This window comes from Streptomyces sp. NPDC048420 (assembly GCF_040651535.1).
In the GTDB taxonomy this organism is placed as follows: Bacteria; Actinomycetota; Actinomycetes; order Streptomycetales; family Streptomycetaceae; genus Streptomyces.
In genome coordinates, this window is record NZ_JBEZKG010000046.1 from 1 (window position 1) to 26,769 (window position 26,769).

General features: G+C 70.5%; 22 protein-coding genes and 2 pseudogenes. 11 read left to right on the top strand and 13 right to left on the bottom strand.

Annotated elements, in window-relative coordinates; genetic code table 11:
• Positions 1-231: 231 nt before the first annotated feature.
• The 4 genes from AB0D34_RS44475 to AB0D34_RS44490 form a co-directional block, all read right to left on the bottom strand.
• Positions 232-1,293, bottom strand: coding sequence for a hypothetical protein (locus AB0D34_RS44475; protein ID WP_362673344.1), 1,062 nt, complete (start codon positions 1,291-1,293; stop codon positions 232-234).
• 103 nt (positions 1,294-1,396) lie between these two features.
• Entirely contained in the window at positions 1,397-2,338 is a 942-nt protein-coding gene (locus tag AB0D34_RS44480; protein WP_362673261.1) for an N-acetylneuraminate synthase family protein, read from the bottom strand.
• An 11-nt stretch (positions 2,339-2,349) separates the two neighbouring features.
• Positions 2,350-3,615: an N-acylneuraminate cytidylyltransferase gene (locus AB0D34_RS44485; RefSeq protein ID WP_362673263.1), complete on the bottom strand. Its 1,266-nt coding sequence runs from the start codon at positions 3,613-3,615 to the stop codon at positions 2,350-2,352.
• A gap of 117 nt (positions 3,616-3,732) precedes the next feature.
• Positions 3,733-5,076, bottom strand: coding sequence for a DUF6716 putative glycosyltransferase (locus tag AB0D34_RS44490; RefSeq protein WP_362673265.1), 1,344 nt, complete (start codon positions 5,074-5,076; stop codon positions 3,733-3,735).
• A gap of 198 nt (positions 5,077-5,274) precedes the next feature.
• On the opposite strand from AB0D34_RS44490, the gene AB0D34_RS44495 reads away from it, so the two are divergent.
• From AB0D34_RS44495 to AB0D34_RS44515, 5 genes are all read left to right on the top strand, one after another.
• On the top strand, positions 5,275-6,261 hold the full coding sequence (locus AB0D34_RS44495) for a glycosyltransferase family 2 protein (protein ID WP_362673268.1): 987 nt from the start codon (positions 5,275-5,277) through the stop codon (positions 6,259-6,261).
• A complete protein-coding gene (locus tag AB0D34_RS44500; protein ID WP_362673269.1) occupies positions 6,261-7,604 on the top strand; it encodes an alpha-2,8-polysialyltransferase family protein in 1,344 nt (447 codons plus the stop codon). The genes AB0D34_RS44495 and AB0D34_RS44500 overlap by 1 nt, the downstream gene beginning before the upstream one ends.
• Positions 7,605-7,777: 173 nt before the next feature.
• Entirely contained in the window at positions 7,778-10,441 is a 2,664-nt protein-coding gene (locus AB0D34_RS44505; protein ID WP_362673271.1) for a glycosyltransferase family 4 protein, read from the top strand.
• Between the two features lie 166 nt (positions 10,442-10,607).
• On the top strand, positions 10,608-11,750 hold the full coding sequence (locus AB0D34_RS44510) for an acyltransferase (RefSeq protein WP_362673273.1): 1,143 nt from the start codon (positions 10,608-10,610) through the stop codon (positions 11,748-11,750).
• A gap of 86 nt (positions 11,751-11,836) precedes the next feature.
• Complete coding sequence (locus tag AB0D34_RS44515; RefSeq protein ID WP_362673275.1) at positions 11,837-12,715, top strand: class I SAM-dependent methyltransferase; 879 nt, start codon at positions 11,837-11,839, stop codon at positions 12,713-12,715.
• Here the strand turns inward: AB0D34_RS44515 and AB0D34_RS44520 are convergent.
• Positions 12,681-13,358 carry a TetR/AcrR family transcriptional regulator gene (locus AB0D34_RS44520; protein ID WP_362673277.1) on the bottom strand — a complete coding sequence of 226 codons (678 nt, stop codon included), beginning with the start codon at positions 13,356-13,358 and terminating at the stop codon, positions 12,681-12,683. The genes AB0D34_RS44515 and AB0D34_RS44520 overlap by 35 nt on opposite strands.
• Positions 13,359-13,429: 71 nt before the next feature.
• Between AB0D34_RS44520 and AB0D34_RS44525 the strand changes: the two genes are divergently transcribed.
• Positions 13,430-14,830 carry an FAD-dependent oxidoreductase gene (locus AB0D34_RS44525; protein WP_362673280.1) on the top strand — a complete coding sequence of 467 codons (1,401 nt, stop codon included), beginning with the start codon at positions 13,430-13,432 and terminating at the stop codon, positions 14,828-14,830.
• A gap of 3 nt (positions 14,831-14,833) precedes the next feature.
• Here AB0D34_RS44525 and AB0D34_RS44530 read toward each other — a convergent pair.
• Both AB0D34_RS44530 and AB0D34_RS44535 read right to left on the bottom strand, forming a co-directional pair.
• Positions 14,834-14,997: pseudogene (locus AB0D34_RS44530) on the bottom strand (Uma2 family endonuclease); the annotation flags it as partial.
• A gap of 38 nt (positions 14,998-15,035) precedes the next feature.
• On the bottom strand, positions 15,036-16,616 hold the full coding sequence (locus AB0D34_RS44535; protein WP_362673282.1) for a methylmalonyl-CoA mutase family protein: 1,581 nt from the start codon (positions 16,614-16,616) through the stop codon (positions 15,036-15,038).
• A 112-nt stretch (positions 16,617-16,728) separates the two neighbouring features.
• Here AB0D34_RS44535 and AB0D34_RS44540 point away from each other — a divergent pair, with 112 nt between their 5' ends.
• Positions 16,729-17,586: a L,D-transpeptidase family protein gene (locus tag AB0D34_RS44540; RefSeq protein WP_362673285.1), complete on the top strand. Its 858-nt coding sequence runs from the start codon at positions 16,729-16,731 to the stop codon at positions 17,584-17,586.
• Positions 17,587-17,818: 232 nt separating this feature from the next.
• Here the strand turns inward: AB0D34_RS44540 and AB0D34_RS44545 are convergent, their stop codons facing one another.
• Positions 17,819-18,952, bottom strand: a complete 1,134-nt coding sequence (locus tag AB0D34_RS44545) for a hypothetical protein (RefSeq protein ID WP_362673287.1) — start codon at positions 18,950-18,952, stop codon at positions 17,819-17,821.
• The gene (locus AB0D34_RS44550) at positions 18,952-19,614 is read right to left on the bottom strand and encodes an RNA polymerase sigma factor (RefSeq protein ID WP_362673289.1); all 663 of its coding nucleotides are present in this window, start codon (positions 19,612-19,614) and stop codon (positions 18,952-18,954) included. Before AB0D34_RS44550 ends, AB0D34_RS44545 begins: the two co-directional genes overlap by 1 nt.
• Before the next feature lie 214 nt (positions 19,615-19,828).
• Between AB0D34_RS44550 and AB0D34_RS44555 the strand changes: the two genes are divergently transcribed.
• The 3 genes from AB0D34_RS44555 to AB0D34_RS44565 all read left to right on the top strand — a co-directional run bounded on the left by AB0D34_RS44555 (position 19,829) and on the right by AB0D34_RS44565 (position 21,679).
• Positions 19,829-20,332 carry a transposase gene (locus AB0D34_RS44555; RefSeq protein ID WP_362673346.1) on the top strand — a complete coding sequence of 168 codons (504 nt, stop codon included), beginning with the start codon at positions 19,829-19,831 and terminating at the stop codon, positions 20,330-20,332.
• Between the two features lie 79 nt (positions 20,333-20,411).
• The gene (locus tag AB0D34_RS44560; RefSeq protein WP_362673291.1) at positions 20,412-20,801 is read left to right on the top strand and encodes a hypothetical protein; all 390 of its coding nucleotides are present in this window, start codon (positions 20,412-20,414) and stop codon (positions 20,799-20,801) included.
• 500 nt (positions 20,802-21,301) lie between these two features.
• Complete coding sequence (locus tag AB0D34_RS44565; protein ID WP_362673293.1) at positions 21,302-21,679, top strand: tetratricopeptide repeat protein; 378 nt, start codon at positions 21,302-21,304, stop codon at positions 21,677-21,679.
• Positions 21,680-21,732: 53 nt separating this feature from the next.
• Here the strand turns inward: AB0D34_RS44565 and AB0D34_RS44570 are convergent, their stop codons facing one another.
• The 4 genes and pseudogenes from AB0D34_RS44570 to AB0D34_RS44585 form a co-directional block, all read right to left on the bottom strand.
• Positions 21,733-21,927, bottom strand: a complete 195-nt coding sequence (locus AB0D34_RS44570) for a LuxR C-terminal-related transcriptional regulator (RefSeq protein WP_362673296.1) — start codon at positions 21,925-21,927, stop codon at positions 21,733-21,735.
• A pseudogene (locus AB0D34_RS44575) lies at positions 21,858-23,102 on the bottom strand (ATP-binding protein); the annotation flags it as partial. The gene AB0D34_RS44570 and the pseudogene AB0D34_RS44575, both read right to left, overlap by 70 nt.
• Positions 23,014-23,766: a hypothetical protein gene (locus AB0D34_RS44580; RefSeq protein WP_362673299.1), complete on the bottom strand. Its 753-nt coding sequence runs from the start codon at positions 23,764-23,766 to the stop codon at positions 23,014-23,016. The pseudogene AB0D34_RS44575 and the gene AB0D34_RS44580, both read right to left, overlap by 89 nt.
• Complete coding sequence (locus AB0D34_RS44585) at positions 23,763-24,380, bottom strand: RNA polymerase sigma factor (protein ID WP_362673302.1); 618 nt, start codon at positions 24,378-24,380, stop codon at positions 23,763-23,765. Before AB0D34_RS44585 ends, AB0D34_RS44580 begins: the two co-directional genes overlap by 4 nt.
• Positions 24,381-24,649: 269 nt before the next feature.
• On the opposite strand from AB0D34_RS44585, the gene AB0D34_RS44590 reads away from it, so the two are divergent.
• Positions 24,650-26,767: a peptidoglycan recognition protein gene (locus AB0D34_RS44590; protein ID WP_362673305.1), complete on the top strand. Its 2,118-nt coding sequence runs from the start codon at positions 24,650-24,652 to the stop codon at positions 26,765-26,767.
• Positions 26,768-26,769 lie beyond the last annotated feature (2 nt).

A 26,769-nucleotide genomic window follows, 5' to 3' on the forward strand; every position in this document is an offset into this window, starting at 1 on the left:
CCCGGCCGGACACTCCCCGCGTGACCCTGGTCGGGCCGACCAAGACCAGGCCGACCCGCCGGAAGACAACCTAAATCACCGGTATTGCCTCTAGCCCGTTAGTCCAGACCACTCCTCCCTCCCGAATTAATCGCGCGACTTCTTCGCCACTTGCCAGCACTCCTTCGTAGCCCCATCGAACTCGCCGAATGTCGCACAAGCGAACGGCGGGCCAGACGATGAAGCTGAGGCTCAGCCCGCCACCGCCGACAGCCGATGCACATCCCGCGCCGACCCCGTGACCCCCGACAGGAACCCCTGCGCCCGCGGCGACGCCGTCTCCGTCAGCCAGTCCGGGTCGATGTCGCACACCGAGACGCGGACCTCCGTGCCGGCCAGGGCCAGAGGGAGCGTGTGGACGACCGTTGAGGGGAAGCTGAGAATCGTACGGCCGATCGGGCCCCGTCGGGCGATCAGTTCCAGTGGGAGATCCGGGCGGACGATCTCCAACCCCGTCTCCACGGCGAGCCGATGGAGCTTCTCCGTGGACTCGCGGCGGTGGGCGAAGTAGCGGGTCGCGCCGTGGGTCTTGGCCAGGTTCGTGACGGCTTCCAGGTAGCGGTCGGCGTCGACCACCCCCGTCTCCACCAGCGAGGTGCCGACCAGGTCCGCGCCCTTGGTGATGCGCGGTGGGCCGAAGCGGGCGCGGGTCCAGGCGAAGGTGTTCGAGGAGACCGTGACGCCCGCCGGGGTCTGCGCCATCGGCATGGAGGAGAAAATCTCGACTCCCCTGCCCTCGCCCGGCGTCAGGCGTTTGCGGGCCGCCGCCGAGATCGGCGCGAAGGCCAGGTCGCGGGGGCTGGGGCGGCCGCCCTTGCGGTGCCAGCGCACGAGGCGTTCGCCGCGGGCGAGTTGGGCCACGAACTCCATGGTGGCCGTGCCGTCGTCCACTACGACGAGGTCAGGGGCGCGAGTGATCGTCAGCAGCAGCTGTACGTAGCGCGAGAACGGGTCGCCCAGGACGATGCGGTCCGCCCTGCGGAGCATCCCGGCCAGGCCGCCGATGGTCTGGAAGGGGGCCGCGGGGCCGCCCCTCGCCTCCTCCCAGCGGACCTCGTGGCCCTCCTCGCGGGCGAGTTCCGCCATCCGGCGCAGCTGGCCGCGGGTCATGGGGTCGGTCGGGGACAGCACGACGAGGGTGAGCTCCGCGCCGGGCGCGTGGCCGTGCGCCCACTCCAGCACGTTCAGCAGCTGGACCGGGCTCTCGACGAAGGCGAGAGTGTGGGGGCCGGTGTTCCCGGCGCGGGGGCTCATCGACGTACGACCGTCCCGTCGTAAGGCGCTCATGGGGCGCACGTGATCAACACCGGGCCCTCGGCAGAGACGAACAGCCGCCGAGGACCCGGCACTTGGTGGATCAGACCGAGACCGGCTCGCCCGCGGCGGCGGCGATCTCCGCCTCGGCGACGACGCCCGAGACGCGGCGCAGCTTCTTCATGGGGCCGAGCTCGGAGTCGTAGACCTTCTTGACGCCGTCGCCGAGGGAGGCCTCGATCGTGCGGATGTCCCGGACCAGGCGCTGCAGGCCCTGCGGCTCGACCGACGCGGCCTGGTCGGAGCCCCACATCGCGCGGTCCAGGGTGATGTGGCGCTCGACGAAGGTGGCGCCCAGGGCGACCGCCGCGAGGGTGGTCTGCAGGCCCGTCTCGTGGCCGGAGTAGCCGATCGGGACGTTCGGGTACTCCTCCTGGAGCGTGTTGATCACGCGCAGGTTGAGCTCCTCGGCCTTGGCCGGGTAGGTCGAAGTGGCGTGGCAGAGAAGGATGTTGTCCGAGCCGAGGACCTCGACCGCGTGGCGGATCTGCTTCGGCGTCGACATGCCGGAGGACAGGATGATCGTACGGCCCGTGGCGCGCAGGGCGCGGAGCAGCTCGTCGTCGGTGAGGGAGGCGGAGGCCACCTTGTGGGCCGGGACGTCGAACTTCTCCAGGAAGGCGACGGCCTCGGTGTCCCACGGGGAGGCGAACCAGGCGATCCCCTTCTCCTTGCAGTACTCGTCGATCTGGCGGTACTCGTCCTCGCCGAACTCCACGCGGTGGCGGTAGTCGATGTAGGTCATCCGGCCCCAGGGGGTGTCGCGCTCGATGTCCCACTGGTCGCGCGGGGTGCAGATCTCGGGGGTGCGCTTCTGGAACTTCACGGCGTCGCAGCCGGCCTCGGCGGCCACGTCGATGAGCTTGAACGCGTTCTCCAGCTCGCCGTTGTGGTTGATGCCGATCTCGCCGCAGATGTAGACGGGCTGGCCGGGTCCTGCGATGCGCTCGGTGCCGAAGGTGCGGAGGCGGGTGTTGGAAGACATGCGGACGTTCCTTACTTGTCGAGGGAGTCGAGAGAGGGGCCGAGGATCCAGCTGGCGATCTCTCGGATCGCGCCGTCGCCACCGGGGAGGGTGGTGACCGCACGGGCGGCGCCGCGTACCACGTCGTGGGCGCTCGCGACCGCCACGGGCCAGCCCGCGAGGGCGAAGCACGGGAGGTCGTTGACGTCGTTGCCGACGTAGAGCACGCGCTCGGGCGCGATGCCCTGCTCCTCGCACCACTGCTTCAGCGCGAGGTCCTTCCGGTCGATGCCGTGCAGCACGGGAATCTTCAGCTTCCGTGCGCGGGCGGCGACGACCGGGTTCTGCTCCGTGGAGAGGATCAGCATCTTCAGGCCCGACTTGCGCAGGGCGGCGATGCCGAGGCCGTCTCCGCGGTGCACGGAGACGAACTCCTTTCCATCGGCGTCGATCAGCACCCGGTCGTCGGTCTGGGTGCCGTCGAAGTCCAGGACGACCGCGTCCACGTCCTCGAAGGAGGGCAGCGAACCGGGGCGGTCCGCGTCGAACAGGGGCGCGAGTGCCCGCGCCCGCGCCAGCTCGTGGTGGTCGTCGATCTCCAGCACGCGCGCGGGGTCGGTGCGGACCAGTTCGGTACGGCCGAAGAAGCGGTGCTGGTGCTTGCGGAAGCCGGGGGCGTCCATGCCGTAGACGGCGCCGGTCTCCAGGAAGTCCTGGGGGCGGTCCTGGCGGCGCGGCCGGAAGGACTTGTCGTGGTTGACGCCGTAGCCGCCGCCGACGGCCGCGTCGGCCTCCTCGACGGTGCCCGCGCGGGCCTCGTCGTCGGCGTCGCGCCACACGAAGCCGTGGAAGGGGGCGACGGTCATCGCGGAGTCCGCGTTGTTGTCGACGATGGCGCCGACGACTCCGTCCACGTCCTCGCGGATGATGAAGGGGCTGGTGCACTGGACCAGGAGCACCACGTCGACGGTGGCCCCGTGCAGTGCCTCGTGGGCGTCCATGGCGTGCAGGACGGCGGCCTCGGAGGTGGCGGTGTCCCCCGCGATGGCGGCGGGGCGCAGTACGACCTCGGCGCCGGCCGAGCGGGCCGCGGCGGCGATGGCCTGGTCGTCGGTGGAGACGACCACGTCGGTCACCAGGCGGGAGGCCAGGCACTCACGCACGGCCCGCGCCACCAGAGGCACACCGCCGACGGGGGCGAGGTTCTTCGCGGGCACGCCCTTGGAGCCGCCGCGGGCGGGGATCACCGCGAGCACGCGGCGCACGGTGGCGTGTTGGCCGGCTTGCGGGTGGGGCATGGGGTGCGCTCCTTGGGCTGCGGGCGGAGAGTCTGGGGGTTGTTTGTCGGGTGCGGGTCTGTGGGGGCTGGTCGCGCAGTTCCCCGCGCCCCTAGGTGGGTTGGAGTTCAGCCGCGTTCATAGCTCGCCCATCCGGCGGATCACCGGGGCCACCCGCTGTACGCCGTGGCGATACGCCCCCCGCGCTGCTCGGCGGACGATCTGGCGGACCGGGCCCGGCTCCTTGTCGTGGGCCGGAGCCCCGGGGAGCGGGGTGCCGTCGGTAGCGAGGTGGTGGCGGGCGAGGATGCCAGGGAGGTAGCCGGGGGCGGTCACCGGTGTGTAGAAGGGGGCCAGCGGGGGGCGGTCCGGCGAGGCGAGCAGCTTCGCGATCCGCTCCCGCGCCGCGTCGAAGGCGTGCGCGTACGAACCGTCCGCCGCGACACCCTGCCGCGACACCCACTCCTCGTCCGCCACCGGCCGGTGTCCCGCGTCCAGTTGGTCCCAGGAGGCGAGGCAGCCGGAGCCCACGAAATGGTGGTTGCCGAGGACCTCACGCACACCCAGGTCGCTCAGGACGACCGTCGGGATACGGCGGTGCAGCGACTCCAGGGCCGCCGTGGAGCTGATGGTGACCAGCAGGTCGGTCCGGTCGAGGACCTCGCCCATGTTGCCGTACACCAGCCGGAAGTTGGCCGGCGGATCAAGCCGCTGGATCAGCTTCTGGTACGGCAACTCCTCGATGTGGGTGGTGTGTTCACCGGGCTTGGAGCGCAGCTTGAGCAGCACCTCGCGCTCGGGGTGCAGCCGGGCGTGCTGGACGAGCCGCTCCAGCAGGTACACCCGGTCCCTGCGGTTGTCCGGCACGGAGGGCTGGACGGCGAACACCACGGTGTAGGGGTCGTGTTCACCTTCGTAGGCCGCACCGCCGAGGAACGGCAGCGCCACCTCGGTCACTGCGGAGGCGTCGGCGCCGACCCCCTCGTACACCGCGCGGAAGCGCTCGGCGTCCTGGCGGGAGTTGGCGAGGACCAGGTCGGCCCCGTGCCGCAGGAGCAGACCGTCGGCGAGCTTCTCGTAGACGACGCCGACATAGCCGGTGACGACGACGGGCCGCTCCTGAAGTCCGTCCCAGACCCGCGCCAGGCCGTGCAGCATCGCCTGGACGCCGCCGCCGACGAGGGCCAGCACGACGATGTCGTACGACGTCTCGGCCATGGCGCGAAGGAACTCGACGGCGGTGACCTCCCGCATCGAGTCGGCGCGTACGCCCACCTCTTCGAGCTGGCGTGCGGTAGGCGTGGCCCGGCCGCGCAGCAGGTATCCGTCCAGCGCGAGGCCGACTTGCGCCCCGCCTCGGGGTCCGGCTTCCATGGACGGACCCGGGGCGATGCGGTCGGCGGTCAGCGCACCCCATTTCCAGCGGGTGTCGGAGTCCGCGAGGACGGCGATTCGGAGGGACTTCGTTGTACTTGGCGGCACGACGAAAACGCTAGGAAGCAATTTCTAGGTGCGGCCCAACCGCGAATCAACGAAAAGTTAACAACAGCCCACCGAGAGCCGAACTGGCCCGCCGAAGACCGGGAAGTAGACGGGATGCACCGTTCCGACACATCGAGTTCACCCACAGTCCCCTTGCCGGAAAGTTCCGCTGCCGGACCGCCTTCTAGCGTTCCTCGGGTGCCTAAGCTCTCCGTCATCGTGCCGTTCTACAACGTGCAGCAATACGCCCCGGACACCCTCCGAAGTCTTCGCATGAATGCCCGACGGGACTTCGAGTTCGTGCTGGTGAACGACAAATCCAAGGACGAAACTCCGGCCATTCTGGACCGTGCGGCCGAGGAACTCTCGGACGTCGCCCAGGTGCGGGTCCTCCACCACGAGACGAACGGAGGGCTCGCCACCGCGCGCAACACCGGCCTGGACGCGGCGCGCGGCGAGTACCTGACGTTCCTGGACGGCGACGACTGGCTCGCGCCGGGCTACCTCACGGAACTGGTCACCGCCATCGAGGAGTTGGGCTGCGACTTCGTCCGCACCGACCATGTGCAGACGGTCGCGCGCGCCCGCACCGTGCACCGGGTCCCGATCGGGCGGCGGAACGAGGTGCTGAACCCGCGGGACGCGATCCTGCCCGCCGACCGCTCGACCTCCGTGGACTACGCGTACGCGTGGGCCGGCGCCTACCACCGCCGGCTGCTCGACAAGGGCCTGCTGCACTTCACCGACGGGCTGCGGACGGCCGAGGACCGGCCGTGGATCTGGAAGCTGCACCGCGAGGCCGAGTCGTTCGCCGTGGTCAGCCTGCTGGGCGTGTTCTACCGGCGCGGGGTGGCCTCCTCCCTCACCCAGATCGGCGACGCCCGCCAGCTCGACTTCATCCGGGCCTTCGACCAGGTGATCGAGGAGACGGCCGCGGACCGGGACGCCGACAAGCTGCTGCCCAAGGCGGTGCGCACCTACTGCGCGATCATCGCCCACCATCTCTCCGACGAGTCCAAGTGGGAACCGTCCGTGGCCAAGCAGTTGCGGGCGATGAGCGCGGCGGCCATAAAGCGGATGCCGCAGGACATGCTCGGTGACGTGCTCGACACCATGGACCTGCACCGCTCCGCCAAGCTGCGGCGGCTGCGGCGGCGGGTCACCTCTGCTAAGGCGGCCGCGTGATGTCCCCGACCGGTTCCCGTACGACCCAGATCTTCTGCGCCTCGACGCTGTACGGCGCGGTCACGCTGGCCGCCGCGATCGACTCCGACCTCTTCGAGGAGCCCGAGCGCCGGGTGCTGCTGGTGTTCAACAACACCGCGACACCGGAGACCTCGCTGCCCCTGGACGCCATGCCGGGCTTCGAGCCGCTGCGCGACCACTTCGACGAGGTGCTCTCCTGGAACGAGGCCATCCGCCCCTTCCACCCGGGCTCCTGGACCCCGCGCCCGGACGACATCCCCCTCTTCGAGCGCTATCTGCGCCTGCTGTGGGGCCTCGGCGACGACCGGGTCGAACTGGTCCTGGAGTCCATCCAGGTCACCCCGGCCCTCACCGTGGCCCAGCTGTTCACCGGCGCCCCCATCGACGTCTACGCCGACGGCCTGATGAGCTACGGCCCCACCCGCAACAAGCTCGACCCGCTGGTCGGCACCCGGGTTCGGCGGCTGCTCCACCTGGACCTGATCGCGGGCCTCACGCCGATGCTGCTGACCGAGTTCGGCGTACCGCCGGTCGTCGTGCCGACGTCCGCCTTCCTCAAGGCGATGGGCGAACTCACCGCCTCCGTCGAGGAGTTGCCGCAGCTGCCGGACAACGCCGCCCTGCTCCTCGGCCAGTACCTCTCCGCGCTGGACATCCTCTCCCCCGAAGAGGAGGAGAACCTGCACGTGCGGATGCTGAAGGGCGCGGTCACCAAGGGTCACCGCACGGTCGTCTTCAAGCCGCATCCCAGCGCACCGGCCCGCTTCAGCCGCGCCCTGGAGGCCGAGGCCGAGAAGCTCGGCGTGGACCTCACCGTCCTGGACACGCCGGTGCTCGCCGAGGTCCTTTTCGAGAAGGCCCGGCCCGCACTGGTCGTCGGCTGCTTCTCCACCGCGCTGTTCACGGCCTCCGCGCTCTACGACCTGCCGGCCGCCCGCATCGGCACCGAGCTGCTCCTGGAGCGGCTGACGCCCTACCAGAACAGCAACCGGGTCCCGGTGGTGCTGGCCGACGCGGTGCTGCCGGACCTGGAGGGCCGGGACGGCGAGGAGGCGGTCCCCGCGGACCTGCTCAACCCCCTGATCACCGCGCTGAGTTTCACCCTGCAACCGCAGATCCACCCGCCCCTGCGCCCGGCCGCGGAACGCTATCTCTCGAAGCACTTCGGCCCGCGCACCCGGCGCTACTTCAGGAAGAAGCGCCTGACCGCGCTCGGTCTGCCGGGCGGGATCCCGGAGCGGCTGGCCTTCCTGCCCCGCAACGCGACCGCACGCCGAGTGGTGCGCCGGGCACGGGCACTGAAGAAGGCCGTACGGCGATAGGGGACGGCTGATCCCGTTCGAACGGGGCATGACGGACTTCCGTCATGCCCCGTTCGCGTTTGTTCGGAGCCGTTGTTCACCAACCGTTCTCTTCAGGTTGGGCATGATCATCAAAAGGTCGTATTTCATTCACGAAGTTGAAGACTTATCCCCAAGTGTGGGCAGGTACATACATGCGTATCGCTGTATTCGTCGAGAACCGCAACGGCGTCGGACTGGCCTCCGAGATCATGAAGGCGCCCGGAGCCGGTTCCCACTCCTTCCACCTGGTCACGGCCGACCGGGACGGCGATGTCGCCGCATGGATCGAGGGGGAGGCCGCGGCCCGCTTCGACGACCTCGCGGTACGCAACCTGTTCACGGTGGACGAGGCGTTCAGCGCGGATGAGTTCCTGGAGGAACTCGGCTACCGAATACGGGCTTTCGCCGAGCGGGAGCACATCGACCGGCTGGTGTTCTTCAACGACCAGTCGCAGCGCGGAAGACGGGTCGCCGGCGCGCTCGGCCGCACGGTTCCGCTGATCCTGGTCCAGGACGGCCACCTGGACTTCCACTTCAAGAAGACCGACGCGGGGCTGCACGACCAGAACTGGTACTACGGCTCCTCCTCCCCCGCCGCCGTCTGCGTGTGGGGTCCGGCCACCGCCAACCACCTGACGTTCCGTACGGCGGACGCCGACCCGCCGGTCCACATCACCGGCGCGCTGGGCCACAGCGACGACCCGGCGCTGCTGCGTGCCGCCCGCTCCACCACCCACCGGCACGCCAGGGACCCCGGCGAGCGGCTGCGGATCGTGGTCCTCGACCAGCCGTTGAGCAACCAGAACAAGCTCTCCCGCGGCGACCACCGCACCCAGCTGACCGAACTGTGCGCCGCGCTCGGCGAGTTCGGCGAGGTGGAGATCAAGCCGCACCCCTCCACGCTCGACGGGCACCTCGACTGGCTGCGCACCCTGCCGGACGTGACGGTCCTGGACGAGAAGGCGCTCCTGGGCGCCGAGGCGCTCGACGGCTACGACCTCGCCGTCACGTTCTTCTCCACCACGTACCTCCAGACACTGCGCGCGGGCACCCCGCTGATCCTGTTCAGCCCGCCCCCGCTCAACATCGTGTTCCCGACGATCAACCACCCGCTGCTGCGCAACGTCGGCACGGTCGGCGAACTCGTCGACGTCGTCGCCGACCTCCAGCGCTCGGGCAAGTTCACGGCCAACGTGCACGGTGAGCCGGTCGAGCACTTCATCAGCTTCCACGACGACGTCCCGGCCCGCGTCCTCGCCATCGTCGAGAAGGCCGCCGTGCCCGCCGAGTCCCCCGCCCCGCGCTGGACGGCCGCCGAGGACGCGCAGGTCGGTCTCTCACGCGCCGAGCGGGCCCTGCACGCCGTTCAGCGACGAGTGGTCAGGCCCCGCTCGCTCGCCGTCCTCGGCCTCGGCTTCTCCTACGTCACCGGCGTGGCGATCCCCGTCCTCACCTACACCCAGGCCCTGCTCGCGCAGAGCCCAGTCGACATCCGCTACTTCGACCTCGGCGCCTACAGCCGTGCCGAGGACGTCATGGCGGAACTGGAGGGGACCGAGGTCGTCCTGGTCAACAGCCTGGCCCCGTTCTGGCGTTCGCCGCTTGCCAACGAGCTGGTGCAGGCGCTGCAGGACGCCGGGAAGTCCGTGGTGCTGTACGCCCACGAGACCGAGTACGTCATGAACTTCGAGGGCGGCCAGCACACCCTGCGCCACCAGGAGATGCTCAAGCTGCTGCCGAAGCTCAAGGTGCTGTGCGTCTCCACCTCCCAGGCCGACATGTTCCGCGCGCTCGGGGTGAGCGACCCGGTCGTGGTCTACAACACGGTCCCGCGCGACACCCACCGTGCCCGGGCCCGCCGTACGCCGGGTGAGCGGCCGCGGATCGTGATGGTCGGCTCGATGCAGGACCGCAAGGGCCTCGACCTGTTCTCACGGGTCGCGGAGCTGGCGTACACGCAGGGTCTGCCGTGGCGGTTCGCGTGGATCGGCCACAAGACGTGGCGGATCGGGCCGTCGACGCTGCTGTCGGACCGCGTCGAGTGGATGGGAGCGCTCTCCCGGGACCGGGTGCGCGAGGAGCTCGCCGCCTCGGACGTCTTCTTCCTCTCCAGCGTCGACGACCCGATGCCGCTGTCGGTGGTGGAGGCCGTGCAGCAGCGGCTGCGGGCCGTCACCTACCACCGGGTGGGCTCCCGGGAGGTCCTGGAAGGCGTGGCCGGCTACCGCTCGTTCGCCGAGTACACGCCCGAGGCGGCGCTGGACGCGCTGCGCCGGGTGCTCGACGAGGAGGTCTCGGAGACCGACTACCAGGACGTCGAGGACCTGTTCGACATCCCCGCGTTCACCGCCCGGATGACGACGGCGTTGGGTCTGCCGGGGCCGGGCGAGGGCGTGCGGACCGCGGTCGCCGACGACGTCGAAGGCACTGCGGACGAGGAGACCCCGGGTGCCTTCTCGGCCGTCCTGTCCCGGCACGGCAAGTACCTCGCGGAGGACTTCACCCGGCACTTCGACAAGGGCCAGCACGACGACGCCCTGCGGGTGGGCACCGAGATACTGCGCCGCAGGCAGCCCGTCGACATCCTTCTCGGCATGGCGGAGATCAGGGCCAGGCGCGGGCAGATCGGGGAGGCGTCCCGACTGCTCTCGGCGGCGGCGATCGCCGGCGGCGAGCGGGCCAGGGTCTGGACGGAGGTGGCCCGGGTGGCCGGACTGCTCGGCACCCGGGGGCGCTCCATCCGCCAGCTCGCCCGCAAGGAGGCGATCCGCATCCAGGTCGGCAACCGGTCCGCGCGACTGCTGAAGTCCGAGTAGGACCACGGCGGTTGCCCTCGGGACCCGGGAAAACTGCGGGAATCCTGTACGACAGCCAGGTGAACCCTTGGAGAGGACTGAGCAAAGGGCCATCTCCTCGAACACGAGTGCCCAGGGGGGTGCCTAGGCTTTTGGTGGACGCGTTTATCCCCCGAGAGGTACCACCGTGACCGAGACGGTCGTGAGCACACCCAGGTCGCAGCCCGCCGAGGCCGCGCCGCTTCAGGTTCCGGCCGCCCCGCCCACGAAGCAGGGGGGCGGCCGGCTCCGTGCCCTGGACGGACTGCGGCTGGTGGCCGCCCTGATGGTGGCGCTCTACCACTACGGCGGCCGCGGCGGCTTCGTGACGCAGGCGTGGGGCAGTTCCCCCAAGGAGCAGTTCCCCACCCTGCACACACCGTTCGCCTACGGCTGTCTCGGCGTCGAGGTCTTCTTCGTCATCAGCGGGTTCGTCATCTGCATGAGCGGCTGGGGCCGTTCCCTGCGTTCCTTCTTCGCCTCCCGGGTGTCCCGGCTGATGCCCGCGTACTGGGTGGCTGTCATTCTCGTCACCGCGGTGTTCGCGCTGCCGGTGGTCGCGTACAAGACGGTCTCGCCGAGCGACGCCCTGGTGAACCTGACGCTGCTCCAGCAGCCGCTGGGCGTCGACCGGGTCCTGGGCGTGGACTGGACGCTGTGGGCGGAGGTCCGCTTCTACGCCCTGTTCGCCCTGCTGGTGGTCCTGCCGGGGGTGACCAGGCGCCGGGTGATCATGTTCTCGGTGTGCTGGCTGCTGGCGGCGGCGGTCGCGCAGGGAGCGAACGAACCCCTGCTGGACATCGTGCTGATGCCGGAGTACGCGCCGTTCTTCATCGGCGGCATGGGCCTCTACCTGGTCCACCGGGACCGCAAGGACGCCTACGCCTGGGGCATCGCCGTGGCCGGCTTCCTGGTCGGCCAGCACTACATGGTGCGCGAACTGTGGAACGCCTCCGACCCGAACGCCTTCGCCCACCGCACCTCGTTCGGCATCATCCTCGTCGTCGCCTTCGGCTTCGTCGCCGTCGCCGCGATCGCGGTCGGCTGGCTGGACTGGGCCAACTGGCGCTGGCTGACGGTGGCCGGGGCGCTGACGTACCCCTTCTACCTGGTCCACGAGCACCTGGGCTGGGTGGTGATCAAGGCCCTCCACCAGGACCTCGGCCTCCCGTCGGCGGCGACCTTCGCCCTGACCATCGCCCTGATGCTGACGCTGGCCTATCTGCTGCACCGGCTCGTGGAGAAACCGCTGACACCACGGCTGCGGGCGGCACTGAACAAGGCCCGCTGAGGCAATGAGACAAGGCGTGCGGAGCTGTTCACCTGACGTTCGTTTCTCTGCCTGCTCGGCCGCCGTCAGGTGAGCACACTGGTCTCATGGGTGACGCACAGCAGACGTACACATACCCCGGTGAACTCCGTGACGTACCCGGGTGGTTCCCGCCGCTCGACCAGGTCCTGTTCTCCTGGTTCCTGGAACGCCAGGAGAAACCGGGAGACCTGCTGGAACTGGGCGCGTACATGGGCAAGAGCGCGATCCTGACCGCGCGGTATCTGCGGAACGGCGAGAGCTTCACCGTCTGCGACCTGTTCGGCGGTGAGGCACCGGACGGCGCCAACCGCGCCGAGACCACGAAGTCGTACTCCTCGCTCACCCGCCAGGCCTTCGAGCGGAACTACCTCTCCTTCCACGACAGCCTGCCGAGGGTGATCGAGGGCCCGACCTCGGTCATCTCCGGTGAGGTGGCACCGAACACCTGCCGCTTCGTGCACATCGACGCCTCGCATCTGTACGAGCACGTGTACGGCGACATCGGCGCGGCAAAGGAGATCCTGCTCCCCGACGGGATCGTCGTCCTGGACGACTTCCGGTCCGAGCACACCCCGGGGGTGTCCGTCGCCGTGTGGGAGGCCGTCCTGAACCGCGGGCTCCGGCCGATCTGTCTCAGCACGCAGAAGCTGTACGGGACCTGGGGTGACCCGGAGCCGCTCCAGGAGGAGTTGCTGGCCATGCTCCGGGAGCGCACGGACGTCGGGCTCAGTGTGCAGGAGGCGGCGGGGCACCGGCTGGTGCGGGCGCGGGCGCAGAAGATGCAGGCGCCGGAGTTTCCCCGGTCCCGGCACTATGTCGAGCCTGTGGTCACGCCTGCGTCGGCGCCCGCTCCGAAGCCGCGTCGGTCTCCGGCCCGGCGGATCGCCGTGGACCTGCTGCCGCCCGTCGTCACGCGCGCGGTGCGGAAGGTCCGGGCCCGGTAGACCCGTACTGCTTCTCGATACCCGCCAGCACCAGGGCCAGCCCCTCCTCGTAGTGCTGGTCCCAGTCCTGGAAGATCTCCGCGCCCGCCGCGGCCGACAAGGGGAAGTCGGCCATCAGGCGGGCGCGTTCTTCTATGTCGAAGCCCTCTCGGCGCTCGCCGGGCAGTGGTTCCACGCCCTGCTCCTCCGTCACGAAGCCGAGGGTGTAGAGGTACGTCGTCGAGGTGGCCCGGACCGCCTGCGGGAGGGTGAAGCCGGCGGCCGTGAACAGGCGCAGGGTCTCCTCCATCTGCTCGACGTGGACCAGGCCGGTGAAGCGTGAGCCGCTGTAGACCTTGGCGCCGTCGCGGTAGCCGAGCAGGGCGGTGCGCAGGCCGCGGTTGGACTTGAGGAGCCGTTCGCGCCAGGTGTCGGACGGGTCGAGCTCGGTCCCCGCGACCATGCGCCGGAACATCTCTGTGGCCATCTCGTCGAGCAGCGCCTGTTTGTCCTTGAAATGCCAGTACAGGGCGGGCGCCTTGACGTCGAGCTCTCTGGCGATGGCCCGCAGGGTCAGGCCGTCCAGACCGACCTCGTTCAGCAGCTTCAGGGCGGTGTCGGCGACCCTCGCGCGGTCGAGGGGAGGGCGTTTCTCCGTACTCACGCTTGACAGCTTAACAGCGTTAAGGGCACGCTCGACCCCAACGGCACTTAACAACGTTAAGGAGACAGGGCATGGACACGGACGTACTGGTCGTCGGCGCGGGACCCACGGGACTCGCCCTCGGCATCGACCTCGCCCGGCGGGGCGTGGACGCGCTGGTCGTGGAGAAGGCCGGCCGACTGTTCCCGGGCTCGCGCGGCAAGGGCATCCAGCCGCGCACGATGGAGCTCTTCGACGACTTGGGTGTGCTCGACGCGATCCTCGCGGTCGGCGGGACCTACCCGGTCGGCATGGTCTGGCAGGACGGCGAGCGGGTCGGCGAGCACCGGATGTTCGACCCGGCCGAGGCGACGGAGGACTCGCCGTACAACGCGCCCTGGATGGTGCCGCAGTGGCGCACCCAGGAGGTGCTGTACGCACGGCTGGAGGAGCTCGGCGGGCGGGTCTCCTTCGGCCGGGAGGTCGTGGGGTTCGAGCAGGACGCGGACGGGGTGACCGTGCGCTTCACGGCGGGCCCGGACGTCCGTGCCCGGTACGTGGTCGCCGCCGACGGCGGCCGCTCGGTCGTCCGCCGGACCCTCGGTGTCGGCATGACCGGCGAGACCGTCGACCCCAACCCGCTGCTCGTCGCGGACGCCCGTATCACCGGCCTCGACCGGGACAACTGGCACATCTTCCCGCCCCGCGGCGAGGGCGCCGGCTACCTCTCGATCTGCCCGCTGGCCGGTACCGAGGACTTCCAGGTGGTGGCGCAGTTCCCGGAGGGCACGTCGGTCGACCTGTCCCCCGGCGCCATCCGCGAGGTCGTCGCGGCCCGCTCCCACCTCGCCCCCGAGTCGGTGACGGAGATCCGCTGGGCCTCCGACTTCCGGCCCCGCGCGGCCCTGGCGGACAGCTTCCGCGCCGGCCGGGTCTTCCTCGCCGGCGACGCGGCCCATGTCCACTCCCCGGCGGGCGGTCAGGGCCTCAACACCAGCGTCCAGGACGCGTACAACCTGGGCTGGAAGCTGGGGGCGGTGCTGCGGGGCGGCGCTCCCGCCTCCCTCCTCGACACCTACGAGGAGGAACGCCGGCCGATCGCCGCGACCATGCTCGGCATCTCGACGGGCGTGCACCGGGGCGAGGTCCGCCGCGGCGAGGCGACCCGCCAACTGGGACTGGGATACCGGGAGTCGTCCCTGACGGAGGAGACCCGCACGACGGTGAACGGCCTCCACGCGGGCGACCGCGCCCCCGACGGCAAGCTCGGCGACACCCGCCTCTTCGACGCGTTCCGGGGACCGCACTGGACGCTGGTGGCGGTGGGGGTGGAGGCACCGGAGCTGCCGGATTCGGTGCGGGTGATCGAGGGCGAGGAGCAGGAGTCGTACGGGAAGGGACTGTTCCTGGTGCGTCCGGACGGTTACGTGGGCTGGGCCGGGGACCGGGCGGACGGGCTCGGGAAGTACCTGAGCCGGTTCGGGCTCCGCTAGTCGTCAGTCGTCGCCGTCGAGGAGGGTGTCGACGGAGAGTTCGAGGGTGACGCCTACGGACTCGGGGCCAGGTACACGGGGATGCCGGTTTCGGCGTAGACCTCAGGCTTTATGAGTGTGTCGTCGGACCAATCGGAGGAGGTCACCTCCAACACCATCCGGAAGACTTCCGCCCCCGATCATTTATTCGAGGGAGTCGCCCGGCTCAGAAGGCATCCGACGGGACGTACGTCCCCCAGACCTCCCGCAACGCGTTGCACACCTCCCCCACCGTCGCCCGAGCCCTGAGCGCCTCCTTCATCGGGTACAGGACGTTGTCCTCGCCCTCGGCCGCCTTCTTCAGGGCGGCGAGGGCGATGTCCACCGCCGACTGGTCGCGCTCCGCGCGGAGCCGGGCCAGCCGCTCCGCCTGCTGGGCCTCGATGGCGGGGTCGACGCGGAGGGGCTCGTAGGGGTCCTCCTCGTCGAGCCGGAAGCGGTTGACGCCGACGACGACCCGCTCTCCGGAATCGGTCTCCTGGGCGATCCGATAGGCGCTGCGCTCGATCTCGTTCTTCTGGAAGCCGTGCTCAATGGCGGCGACCGCCCCACCGAGGTCCTCGACCTTCCGCATCAGTTCCAGGGCGGCCGTCTCGACGTCGTCCGTCATCCTCTCGACGACGTACGAGCCGGCGAACGGGTCGACCGTCGCCGTCACGTCGGTCTCGTACGCCAGCACCTGCTGGGTGCGCAGGGCCAGCCGCGCGGACCTGTCCGTGGGCAGCGCGATCGCCTCGTCGAAGGAGTTGGTGTGCAGGGACTGGGTGCCGCCGAGGACCGCGGCCAGGCCCTGCACGGCGACCCGGACCAGGTTGACCTCGGGCTGCTGGGCCGTCAGCTGGACGCCGGCCGTCTGGGTGTGGAAGCGCAGCATCAGGGACTTGGGGTTCTTCGCGCCGAACTCCTCGCGCATCACCCGCGCCCAGATCCGGCGGGCGGCACGGAACTTGGCGACCTCCTCCAGGAGTGTCGTACGGGCCACGAAGAAGAAGGACAGCCGCGGGGCGAAGTCGTCGACGTCCATGCCGGTCGCGACCGCCGTACGGACGTACTCGATGCCGTCGGCCAGCGTGAACGCGATCTCCTGCGCGGGCGAGGCGCCCGCCTCCGCCATGTGGTAGCCGGAGATCGAGATGGTGTTCCAGCGGGGGATCTCCGCCCCGCAGTACTTGAAGATGTCGGCGGTCAGACGCAGGGAGGGCTTCGGCGGGAAGATGTAGGTGCCCCGCGCGATGTACTCCTTCAGTACGTCGTTCTGGATCGTGCCGGTCAGACGGTCGGCGCCGACGCCGTGTTCCTCGCCGACCAGCTGGTACATGAGCAGCAGCAGGGCCGCTGGGGCGTTGATCGTCATCGACGTGGAGACCTGGTCCAGCGGGATCCCGTCGAACAGGACCCGCATGTCCTCGACCGAGTCGATCGCCACGCCGACCTTGCCGACCTCGCCGTGCGCGATCGGGGCGTCGGAGTCGTGACCCATCTGGGTGGGCAGGTCGAAGGCGACGGACAGGCCCGTCGTGCCGTGGCCGATCAGCTGCCGGTAGCGGGCGTTGGACTCCACGGCCGTACCGAAACCGGCGTACTGGCGCATGGTCCAGGGGCGGCCGGTGTACATCGAGGGGTACACACCCCGCGTGAAGGGATACCCGCCCGGTTCACCGAGCTTCTCGGACGGATCCCAGCCGTCCAGGGACTCGGGACCGTAGACGGGTTCGATGGGCAGTCCGGACTCCGACTCACGCGTCATGTCACCACGGTAGGGCGACCCTGAGGGAAACGCCGCTCTGTCGGGTCGTTCGCGGGCTGCCGTCCGGGGGGAGACATCCCAGGGGGTTCCGGTGAGACGACAGGGGGTCCGGATGCGTAGTAGGGGCATGAGCTCGGCCAGGGGGAGAGCGTTCGCCGCGCTGCTGGTCCTGGCGGTGACCTGCGGCTGTACGGTGCAGACCGGCGACGGGGACGGCGACGGGAAGCGGCATCTGCCCGTGCGGATCGAAATCCCCAAGCGCAGTACGCCACCGGCGGACGAGGACCCGAAGCCCAGCGGGACACCCTCCTCTGCCGCACCCACCGCGCCCGCCGCGGCCGCCGTACTGTGGTCGCGCGGCGACTCCGGGCGGGACGTACGGGAGCTCCAGGCCCGGCTGCGGCAGGTCGCGTGGCTCTACGACGGGCCGACGGGGTCGTACGACGATCTCACCGAGCGGGCGGTCGAGGGGTTCCAGGGCAAGCGAGGGCTGCCGAAAACCGGGAAGACCGACACGGTCACCTGGAAGCGGCTGAAGGCCATGACCCGCGAGCCGGGCAAGTGGGAGCTGTATCTGATGGGCGGCCAGCCGGCCGACGCGCCGGACCCGCGCTGTCTGACCGGCCGGGTGCTGTGCATCAGCAAGACGAGCCGGACGCTGCGCTGGATGATCGACGGGCAGACGGTGACGACCGTGCCGGTCCGTTTCGGCTCGGTGGGCACACCGACCCGGGAGGGTGTGTTCAGCGTCTATTGGAAGTCACGGCACCATGTGTCGACGCTCTACGACTCCCCCATGCCGTACGCGATGTTCTTCAGCGGCGGCCAGGCGGTGCACTACTCGGCGGACTTCGCCGCCAACGGGTACGCGGGCGCCTCGCACGGCTGCGTCAACGTACGGGACGAGGCGGCGATCGCGGACCTGTTCGCCCAGGTGCGGAACGGCGACAAGGTCGTCGTCCACTGGTGAGGCGCTCCGGGGGGCTTTTGGGGCGCGGACGGGACCGGGGGAACGTGTCCCGCCCGCGCCGAGGTGCACGAGCCGTAGGTACGGGGGGAACCCCGGCTCTGTGCGACGGCCGATGACCAGTCGGCTCACTCAGTACTGCGCCGCAGCGGCCGAAAACGTCACACCCGCCGCGGCCGAAACCGGGGCGGGTGCGAAACATGCAGGTCAGCGGGGTTTCAGGGAGTCCCAGGGGTCAGAGCGCGCTGTACGTCGGGCTCGGGTCCGGGGTCGGTTCCTGACTCGGTGACATCGTTGCCCGGTGGGAGGCGAACGGGGTCTCGGAGGTGCCGCCGTCCGGGCCGTGGTGGTTGCGACCGGGGGCCATGAATTGGCCGCCGTTGTGGCCGCCCTCGTCGCCCTGGCCGTTCTCGTCGCCGGAGCCGCTCTTGTCGCCGCCGTCCCCGTCGTCGCGGGTGTCCTTGCGGTCGTCGGGGGCGACCCTGGGGTCGTCCTGGGTGCCGGTACCCGTGCCGGTGCCGGCCAGGACGCCCCTGCAGTACGTCCGCACCCGCAGGGGCCCGCCCGCCGCGTCCGCCAGGGACTGCGCGCGGCCGGAGCTCAGGTTCCTGCCGTCGCGCAGGTCGCGGCAGGCCGAGGCGGCTCCGTTCCAGGCGCCTTCGGGCCGTACCCCGAACCCCTCGGAGCTCGTCCCGGGGGTGGTCCTGATGTCGCCGCGTGCCGTGTCGCGCGAGCCCGTCGCGCCGGAGGGGGAGCCCTTGGGCGAAGGTGCGATCTCCGGGACCGGGGCCGTGGGCGAGATGAGCGGGCGGTCCGGGGTGACGGCCGCCGAGACCGAGGTGCCGGGGTCCGGATCGTCGTGTCCCGACCGCCCCTGCATTCCGGTTCCGGCCACGACCGCAGCTCCTCCGACCACTCCGGCGGCCAGTACGGCGGCCAGGGCGAGGTGCGCGGGACGGCGCCGGCGCGGTCGTACGGCCCTCGCATCGTCCGGGGCGCCGATCCGCACGAGACCGGCGTCGGCGGGGGCCGCGTCGGCCGGACGGGCTCCGGTGCGGTGCCTGCCCCGGGCGGGCGGGCTGACCCAGTCGTCCGCCCGGTCCGCGCGCGCCTTGCGGAACGCGGCCAGCGCGGCCTCCTCGCCGCGGAGTCCGTCGTCGGCCGACACGGGTTCCGCGGTCAGGGCCTCCAGGGTCTTCGCAAGCCGTTCGGCCTGGTCGCGGACGGCCGCGTCGACGGTTTCGAGCGACTCGCCGCGCAGCAGTCGTTCCGCTGTCCTGGCGTCCAGCCACCGGTCGGGGCTGCGGCCCGCGCCGGAGCCGCTGGAGGACTCCGCGTCCTCCGGATAGACACAGCGCTCGTCGGCCATCACATGTCCTTCTGCGTCCGCGGACGCATATGCGTCACAGTCGCGGACGTCACCGCACGGTCCTGCGGTTCTCGCTGCGGAGGCAGGGCGTCGAGGGCGCCAACCGATTCCGGATCCTCGCCGATGAGTTCGGCGAGCCGCTTCAGACCTCGGTGCGCGGCCGTCCGTACCGCGCCGGGCCGCTTGCCGAGGGTCTCGGCCGCGGTCTTGGCGTCCAGGCCGACGACCACGCGCAGGACGACGGCCTCGGCCTGGTCCTGGGGCAGCCGGGCGATGAGCGAGAGGGTGGAGTCGGTGGCCAGCGCCTCGATGGCCTCGCCCGCGGTGTCCGACTCGGCGGGCTTGCCGGTGAGCTCGGTCTCGTCGCCGCCGATGGCGGGGCGGCGGCCGCGCATCCGGATGTGGTCGAGGGCGCGGTTGCGGGCTATTCGGGCCGCCCAGCCGCGGAAGCGGTCCGCGTCACCGTCGAAGCGGTCCAGGTCACGGGCTATCTGCAGCCAGGCCTCGGAGGCCACGTCCTCGGCGTCCGGGTCGCCGACCAGCGTCCGGACGTAACCGAGCAACCGCGGGTGCACGGCGCGGTACACAGTCCGGAACGCGGTCTCGTCCCCGTCCTGTGCCGCAAGCACCGCGGCAGTCAACTCCGCGTCGTCCCCCAGCACCCGTGAGTCCTCAATACGTGGTCGCGATCGATGGTCGCCGCTTCGAGCCGTCGAGGGGGTGTGGTGATCGTTCAAGAGTCGCGTGATCAGCCACCTTCCACGCGCGGCGCGAAAGGCACGTTACGACCTGAAACCGCTGCTCGTCCATGTCCGTACAAAATGCAACTACCTCGTGATCCTGGGAGGGGCCGGGGGTGTGACAGAAACCGCACTCATGGCGCTGAAGAAAGTACGGGCCGCCGCGCGGCCCGTGCCGCGCGACGGCCGGGGCCTCTCCTGTGGGGGGTGGCGGCTCCGGCCGTCTCCGCGGTTCAAGGGCAAGCCCTCTGCGGCTCCTCGCCCGCGTCCAGGTCGTTGGTCCAGCGCGATTACCCAGACCCTGGCCCTCGTCGACGGCATGCCGCCCGTTGCAGGCCGTCCCGGCAGACCACGCCGTCGCCCCGACACCCTGCTCGGCGACAAGGGCTACGACTCCCAGGCCAACCGCCTCGAACTGCGCAAGCGCCGGATCCTGCCCGTCATCCCCCGCAGAGGAGCACCGAGCGTCCAGGGCCTGGGCAAACTCCGCTACGTCGTGGAGCAGACCTTCGCCCTGCTCCACCACTTCAAACGCCTTGCCGTGCGATGGGAACGCCGCACCGAAGTCCACGACGCCTTCGTCTCCCTCGCCTGCTTCCTCATCTGCTGGCGACGGCTTCGGAAGCCCAAGAACGACTGACCGGTCTCAGGGCAGGCCAGGACGCCAGCAGGCTGCTTCAGCACGTTGGTACGCTCCGCATCTACGGCGAGGAGGGGAGATGATCGTGGGAGCAGAGCCGTCGAGTCCTCCGAGCCGCTGGTTCAGAGGAACTGGCTTTGGGATCCTCTTCGGTGGACTGACCGCAGTGGTGTCCACTGCTGCCATTGGGAATGCATGGGCTGTATGTGACATCGGCAACGGCGTAACCAATGGCATGACCTTGCTGTTTCTTGTCCCTCTCATATGGATCGCCGCTGCGGTTCCGTGGGTGATCCTGCACAGCACCATCGGAAGACGTCATCGCAGGACAGCCCTGACTGCAGGGCTCATCTTCACCCTGTGGTTCACCTGGTTCCTTGTCACATGGCTCGGCATGCCGGACTCCTACCCTGCACCGTTGTGCCCGGGCAACGTCCCACCTTGGTGGCCGAGCTTCATCCCTGCATGACTCCGGCGAACCCTGTGAAACTTGGCAGCGGCACCCTACTCAACAGCACCCCCGACCAGCCGCTCCACGCCCGCATGATCGTGTTACGAGTTCTACAGTAAGCGGCCGCAAATACTCGGGCATCAAGAAACTGCGCCTCGTAAAACCTGACGGCTCTGTGTCCCCGCTGACAAAAGGCCACAAGCTCCCCTAGCGCCGCGGCGGTCCTTGCCGGTGCGGGCGCCCTGTTCGTTCCCCGTCGGCGGGATTCTCTGGATTCACCTGCTCGTGGCCCTTTGCGCGGTGGTGGTGCTCGTGCGACTGGCGCATCGCGAGGTCCCGTTCCCGGTGGCCTTGGCGCAGTTGCGCCTCGGCCGCGGCGTGGCTGGAGCAGGGCAGGCTCGAACTCGCGGCCCAACGGCTGAAGTCGGTCCCGCCGGACCTGGCCCGCGTTCTGGGAGCGGGCCACCCCGACACCCTGTCGGCCCGTCTGCTGAGCCTGCAGGTGCGGGGCGAGACGGGTGATACGGGAACTGATCGGCGACATCACACCGGTCCTGGGGCCAGGCCACCCCGATACCCTGGCGGCCCACCACTGCCTCGGCGAGTGGCTCAACGAGGACGGCCGCACCGACGAGGCCGAAGCGGCGTACGAGGATGTCGTCGCCACCGGCGCCGAGCATCTGGGCGCCGACCACAACCTCATCCTGATAGCCCGCAGTCGTCTCACCATCCTGCGCTACAACCGCGGCGGCCCCGACAGCGGTGCGGCCGTCGACGCCATGGCCACCCTCGTAGCCGACATGGAACGGACCCTCGGCCCCGCCCATCCGACGGCAGCCTCCACCAGGCGACTTCTCACTCAGTGGCAGAACACAGGGGCGGGCAGCGGCGTATAGGGCTTCAGTATCCCGAATCCCGAAAATGCTCTGGCTCACTGCCGCAGCACGGGCTACGGCCTGTCCGGCGTCCGGCGGGCCATCAGTGCCGCCAGCGCGACGCGGGAGGCGACGCCGGTCTTGCGGTAGATCTTGGATATGTGGGTCTCGACCGTACGACGGCTGATGTAGAGCCGGTGTGCCGTTCGGCGTCGGCGAAGCGGTTCATGAACGCTTCCGCCCAGCCCAGTCTCCCCAGCGCCTCGCACAGACCGGTCAGGTCGCTGTCGGGCAGCGCGTCCACGATCCCGGCGGCCTGACGGGCGAATCCGCCGGCCGCGGTCATGTCCCCTTCGTACGCCTCTCCCAGAGCGCAGACCGCCAGTGCTCCCGCCTCGGCGACCTCGTCCCCGAGGACGCGGGCCACCGAGAGCGTTCTGGCGATCTCGGCCCGTACGGTCGGATACGAGGTGTGATGCGGTGCCGAGGACCCCAGTTCCATCCCCAGGGCGACCATGGCGGACGGCGAGGGGCCCGGGCTCCGGGACAGTTCGCGGCGCAGCAGGGCGACGGCCTCCGCATACCGTCCGAGGTGGCGTTCCATCACGGCGCAGAGCACCACCGCCGACGCCCGCGACCCGGTGTCGGCGGCGAAGTCGGAGTCGTCGTGCCGGTCCGCCAGGGCGATCACCTCGTGCAGCAGGTCCCTGCTCTCTCGCAGCCCGCCGCACACGCCCAACGCGCGGGCCCGCAACTGCATCAGATCCCGCCGCCGCGCCCGGCGCTCGGGAGTGTGCGGCAAGTGCCGGAGCACCACCTCCAGCCAGTGCGCGCAGCTGGCCGGAGCCGTCTGCGCGGCCTGCTCCGCGGCCTCGGTCAGCACGGCGGCGGCCTGCGGGTCCCAGCCGGTCAGCGAGCGCTCCGCGTGGTGCGCCCGCTCGGCCAACGGAGCACCGATGCAGAGTTCTCCCATCAGCCGGCTCTTGCCGATCCCGGCCTCACCGGTGATGTCGACGACGACCGGCCCGCCGCCGCCCTTCCGCATCCCGTCGAGCACATGGTCGAGCCGCCGGATCTCCGCCGACCGGCTCACCAGCGGAGCACGGTGCTCGCCGGCCGCATGTTCGCCATACGGCTCAGCCACGTGCCCTCCCAAGAATCTTGCTGCCTGGGAGATTTCTATCGCACGCCACCGACAGCACCAGACCGAGGAACCGGCGCTGGTGGAACTGCCGGGATCGCTGTGCGCGGCGCCGGCCGCTGGGCCATGGCGAGAACTGGACGCCCACAGTTCGGCACGGGTGTCACCGTGGTCAGGGCCGCGCGGTCGTGAGGGCTGACCGGGACGGGTCCGGTCAGTGCTTCCTGGAGCTGTTCTTGTCCGTGTTCTTCCCGGCGTTCGCGTTCGCCTTCTGCTTCCCCGGTTTCGCGTCGGCCGTGCCACCGCCCGTCAGCGCCGCGCAGTAGGCGCTGACGTTCGCCTCCCCGCCCGCCGCAGTGGCGAGCCGCTGGAACGCCGTGGAGTCCAGCGCCTTCCCGCGGCCCCTGAGCTGCTCGTACACACGGCAGCGGGCCAGCGTGTCCTTCGCGGTGGGCGGCCGGTCGGCGGACGCGGAGGGTGTCGGGGCGCCGGGCGACTCGGCCGGGGTGCTCGCCGTGACGCTCGGGCGGTCGGATCCGTCGCCCGCCGCGCCCCTGGCCGGACCACCGCCCACCGAGCCGATCGCCGCGTAGGCGACACCGCCGAGGGTGAGACTCGCGAGCAGCACGGACAGCGTCGTCCGCAACGACCGTACGGTCCGCCGCCGTGCGCGAGGCCGCCAGTCGTCCCGCCGCCGGGTCCGCGCCCGGTGCGCCCCCGCGTCCCGGGCGGCCCGGAAGGCGTCGACGGCCCGCCGCTCCGCCTCGCCCTCGGTCTTCTCCCCGCGGATGGCCGCGCCGAGCAACGCTCCGAGGGTGCTGTCGTCGTAGGGGAGTTCCTGGTCGTACGACGGCGTCGGCCCCGGGGTGGTGCGGTCGCCGTGGGCCGGCCCCCGTCGGCCTCGGCCGCTCCGCTCGTCACCCATGCCGTGTCCGTCCCTGTCCGACGTGCCGTCCTCGCCTGTCATGTCGACTCCCCCAGCGTCCGGGGGCCGTCATCCGTCACACTCTCGGCGCCGAGCTGGTGTGCCAGCCGCTTCAGGCCCCGGTACGCCGCGGTGCGCACCGCTCCGGGGCGTTTGCCGAGGACGCGGGCGGCGGCGGGGCCGTCAAGGCCGACCACGACCCGCAGCAGGACCGCCTCGGCCTGGTCGCGCGGGAGCCCGCGGACCAGTTGCAGGGCGTACTCGGTGGACAGGGACTCCAGCGCCTGGTCGTACGTGTTGTGCGGGCCGGGCAGATCCAGCATGACCTGCTCCTGCGCCGCCGACCGCGGCCGCACCTTCAGCCGGCGCAGATGGTCCAGGGCCCGGTGCCGGGCGATGGTCGCGGTCCAGCCGCGGAAACCTGCCCCGTCCCCCTTGAACCGGCCCAGGTCCCGGGCGATCTCCAGCCAGGCGTCGGAGGCCACGTCCTCGGCGTCGTCCCCGACCAGCCCCCGCAGATACCCGAGCAGTCCGGGCTGCACCAGCCGGTAGGCGACCGCGAAGGCGGTCTCGTCGCCGTCCTGGGCCCGCGCGACGGCCGCGCCCAGTTCCCCGTCGTACGCCTGCACGCGGCGGGGTTCCCCTCCCTGGCCCAAGAACTTTCCTGTCCGTACCGGTTCGTGGCGGTTCCGCACCTTCCGGCGCGGCCGCCCTTGCCCATGTCCCCCACGGTCAACAGCGCCTGACCCCACGGAAGTGTCACAGCCTGTCGACGATCCCAGGCGCCCCTTGAGGTGCCGACTGTGACATCTGGCATCGTTCGAACGCTGTGTGAGTGCCACCTGTGTGACGGGTGGTGTTTCTGTGACCAAACAGGGGTGGGGTAGTGAGTAGTCGGAAGAGCCGTGCGTACAGACCGCTCAGCATGAAGCGGCGGGCCTGGCTGACGCTCGGCGCGGTGGTCCTCGGCGGGGGCGGGGTGGCGACCTACGCCTCGGCGAGCCCGGCCGACAACTCGACGGACACGATCGAGCAGCGGCCGGTGAAGGTCTACGACCTCGCACTGAAGGCTCCCGAGACCGGCGAGCGCGAGCTGCCGCGCACCGAGACCAAGCAGTTCTCGCTGCTCGGTATCTCCTGGACGGGGGCAACCAAGCGGCTGGACGGCAAGGCGCAGGTACGCACCCGGAGCCTCGACACCGGCGCGTGGACGTCCTGGCAGGACCTGGAGACGGACGCGGACCCGGTGGAGGACGCCGACGAGCGGGCCGGGGCACGCGGCGCGTCCGAGCCGCTGTGGGTGGGCCCCTCGGACGGTGTCGAGGTGCAGGTCGTCCACGAGGACGGCACCGCCAGCGCCGGACTGCCCTCGGGCCTCAAGGTCAACCTGGTCGACCCGGGCGTGACCGCCGCCGAAGCGGCCGACGCCGCCACCGAGCCGGCGGCCTACACGGAGGACGTGACCCCGAGCCCCACGGCCATCACGCCCACCACACCCACCGCCCCGGCATCCACGGTTCCCGAGCCGCCGATCGTCTCGCGCGCCGACTGGGGCGCCGACGAGTCGCTGAGCCCCGACCCGTCGGAGTACAACGCTGATGTGAAGGCCGTCTTCGTCCATCACACGGCCGGGTCGAACGACTACACCTGCGCCGAATCGGCGTCGATCGTGCGGGCCATCTACGCGTACCACACCGCCCCGGCCCCCGACGGCAACGGCTGGAACGACATCGGCTACAACTTCCTGGTCGACAAGTGCGGCACGATCTTCGAGGGCCGCAAGGGCGGCGTCGACCTCCCGGTCCTCGGCGCGCACACCTACGGCTGGAACCGTGAGTCCACCGGCATCGCGGTCCTCGGCGACTACACCGCCGCGGGCGCCTCGAACGCCGCCCTCACCTCGGTGGCCCGGATCGCCGCCTGGAAGCTCGGCCAGTACGGCGTCGACCCCAACTCCACGGTCCAGCTGAAGGCCGGCGCGACCCAGAAGAACCTCGCCGGTACGAGCTTCACCCAGGGCTCCCTGTACACCTTCAACCGGATCTCCGGCCACCGCGACGGCTACGCCACCGAGTGCCCGGGCAACTCCCTGTACGCCCAGCTGCCGACCATCCGCGCCTGGGCGTCAGGGCCGGTGCAGGGCCTGAAGGTCACCTCGCTGTCCGGCGCCGCCCTGTCCGGTTCGACGTACTACACCAAGGGCGCGATCACGGCGAAGTGGTCGACGACCACGCCCGGTTCGCTGATCAAGAAGTTCGAGCTGCTGGTCGACGGCAACGTCGTGACCTCCGTCGCCGGTACGGCCACCTCGGCCGCCACCACCCTCGCGGCGGGCACCCACAAGGTCGCCGTACGGGCCGTGCACCAGTCCGGCAAGACCGCGACCACCACGGCCCTGACCGTCGTCGCCGACACCACCGCGCCGACCTTCTCCACCACCCCGAAGATCACCCTGCGCACCGGCACGGTGAGCACCACCGCCGTCCCGGTCACCCTGGGCTGGAAGGCCGCCGACAACGCCGCCCTGAAGCAGGTCGGCCTGCTCTCCCCGACGACGGCCACCTTCGGCCCGACCACCACCAGCTCCAGCCGTACCGCCAAGCCCGGTACCGCGAGCACCTGGTCGATGAAGGCGTACGACTTCGCGGGCAACACCCGTACGTCGTCGCCGTCGTACACGCCGATGATCCTCCAGGAGACCTCGGCGACGAAGTCCGGTAGCTGGACCACCCGTTCGTCGACCAGCTACCTCGGCGGGAAGTCGTACTCCAGCGGTTCCAAGAACGCGAGCCTGACCTGGACGTTCACCGGGCGGTCCGCGGCCTGGGTGGTCTCGCGGGCGTCCACGTCGGGGCAGGCGTACGTCTACGTGGACGGCACGAAGGTCGCGACCGTGGACCTGAAGTCCTCGACCACGAAGTACCGCCAGGCGATCTGGACCAAGTCCTGGTCGAGCAGCGCCAAGCACACCGTGAAGATCGTGGTGGTCGGCACCAGCGGCCGCCCGACGATCACGACGGACGGCCTGGTGTACGTCAAGTAGCC

Excerpts from the sequence above, each read along its gene's own strand:
- AB0D34_RS44475 (WP_362673344.1), bottom strand. The coding sequence starts at position 1,293 with ATGAGCCCCCGCGCCGGGAACACCGGCCCCCACACTCTCGCCTTCGTC.
- AB0D34_RS44480 (WP_362673261.1), bottom strand. The coding sequence starts at position 2,338 with ATGTCTTCCAACACCCGCCTCCGCACCTTCGGCACCGAGCGCATCGCA.
- AB0D34_RS44485 (WP_362673263.1), bottom strand. The coding sequence starts at position 3,615 with ATGCCCCACCCGCAAGCCGGCCAACACGCCACCGTGCGCCGCGTGCTC.
- AB0D34_RS44500 (WP_362673269.1), top strand. The coding sequence starts at position 6,261 with ATGTCCCCGACCGGTTCCCGTACGACCCAGATCTTCTGCGCCTCGACG.
- AB0D34_RS44505 (WP_362673271.1), top strand. The coding sequence starts at position 7,778 with ATGCGTATCGCTGTATTCGTCGAGAACCGCAACGGCGTCGGACTGGCC.
- AB0D34_RS44515 (WP_362673275.1), top strand. The coding sequence starts at position 11,837 with ATGGGTGACGCACAGCAGACGTACACATACCCCGGTGAACTCCGTGAC.
- AB0D34_RS44525 (WP_362673280.1), top strand. The coding sequence starts at position 13,430 with ATGGACACGGACGTACTGGTCGTCGGCGCGGGACCCACGGGACTCGCC.
- AB0D34_RS44535 (WP_362673282.1), bottom strand. The coding sequence starts at position 16,616 with ATGACGCGTGAGTCGGAGTCCGGACTGCCCATCGAACCCGTCTACGGT.
- AB0D34_RS44540 (WP_362673285.1), top strand. The coding sequence starts at position 16,729 with ATGCGTAGTAGGGGCATGAGCTCGGCCAGGGGGAGAGCGTTCGCCGCG.
- AB0D34_RS44545 (WP_362673287.1), bottom strand. The coding sequence starts at position 18,952 with ATGGCCGACGAGCGCTGTGTCTATCCGGAGGACGCGGAGTCCTCCAGC.
- AB0D34_RS44555 (WP_362673346.1), top strand. The coding sequence starts at position 19,829 with ATGGCGCTGAAGAAAGTACGGGCCGCCGCGCGGCCCGTGCCGCGCGAC.
- AB0D34_RS44560 (WP_362673291.1), top strand. The coding sequence starts at position 20,412 with ATGATCGTGGGAGCAGAGCCGTCGAGTCCTCCGAGCCGCTGGTTCAGA.
- AB0D34_RS44580 (WP_362673299.1), bottom strand. The coding sequence starts at position 23,766 with ATGACAGGCGAGGACGGCACGTCGGACAGGGACGGACACGGCATGGGT.
- AB0D34_RS44590 (WP_362673305.1), top strand. The coding sequence starts at position 24,650 with ATGAAGCGGCGGGCCTGGCTGACGCTCGGCGCGGTGGTCCTCGGCGGG.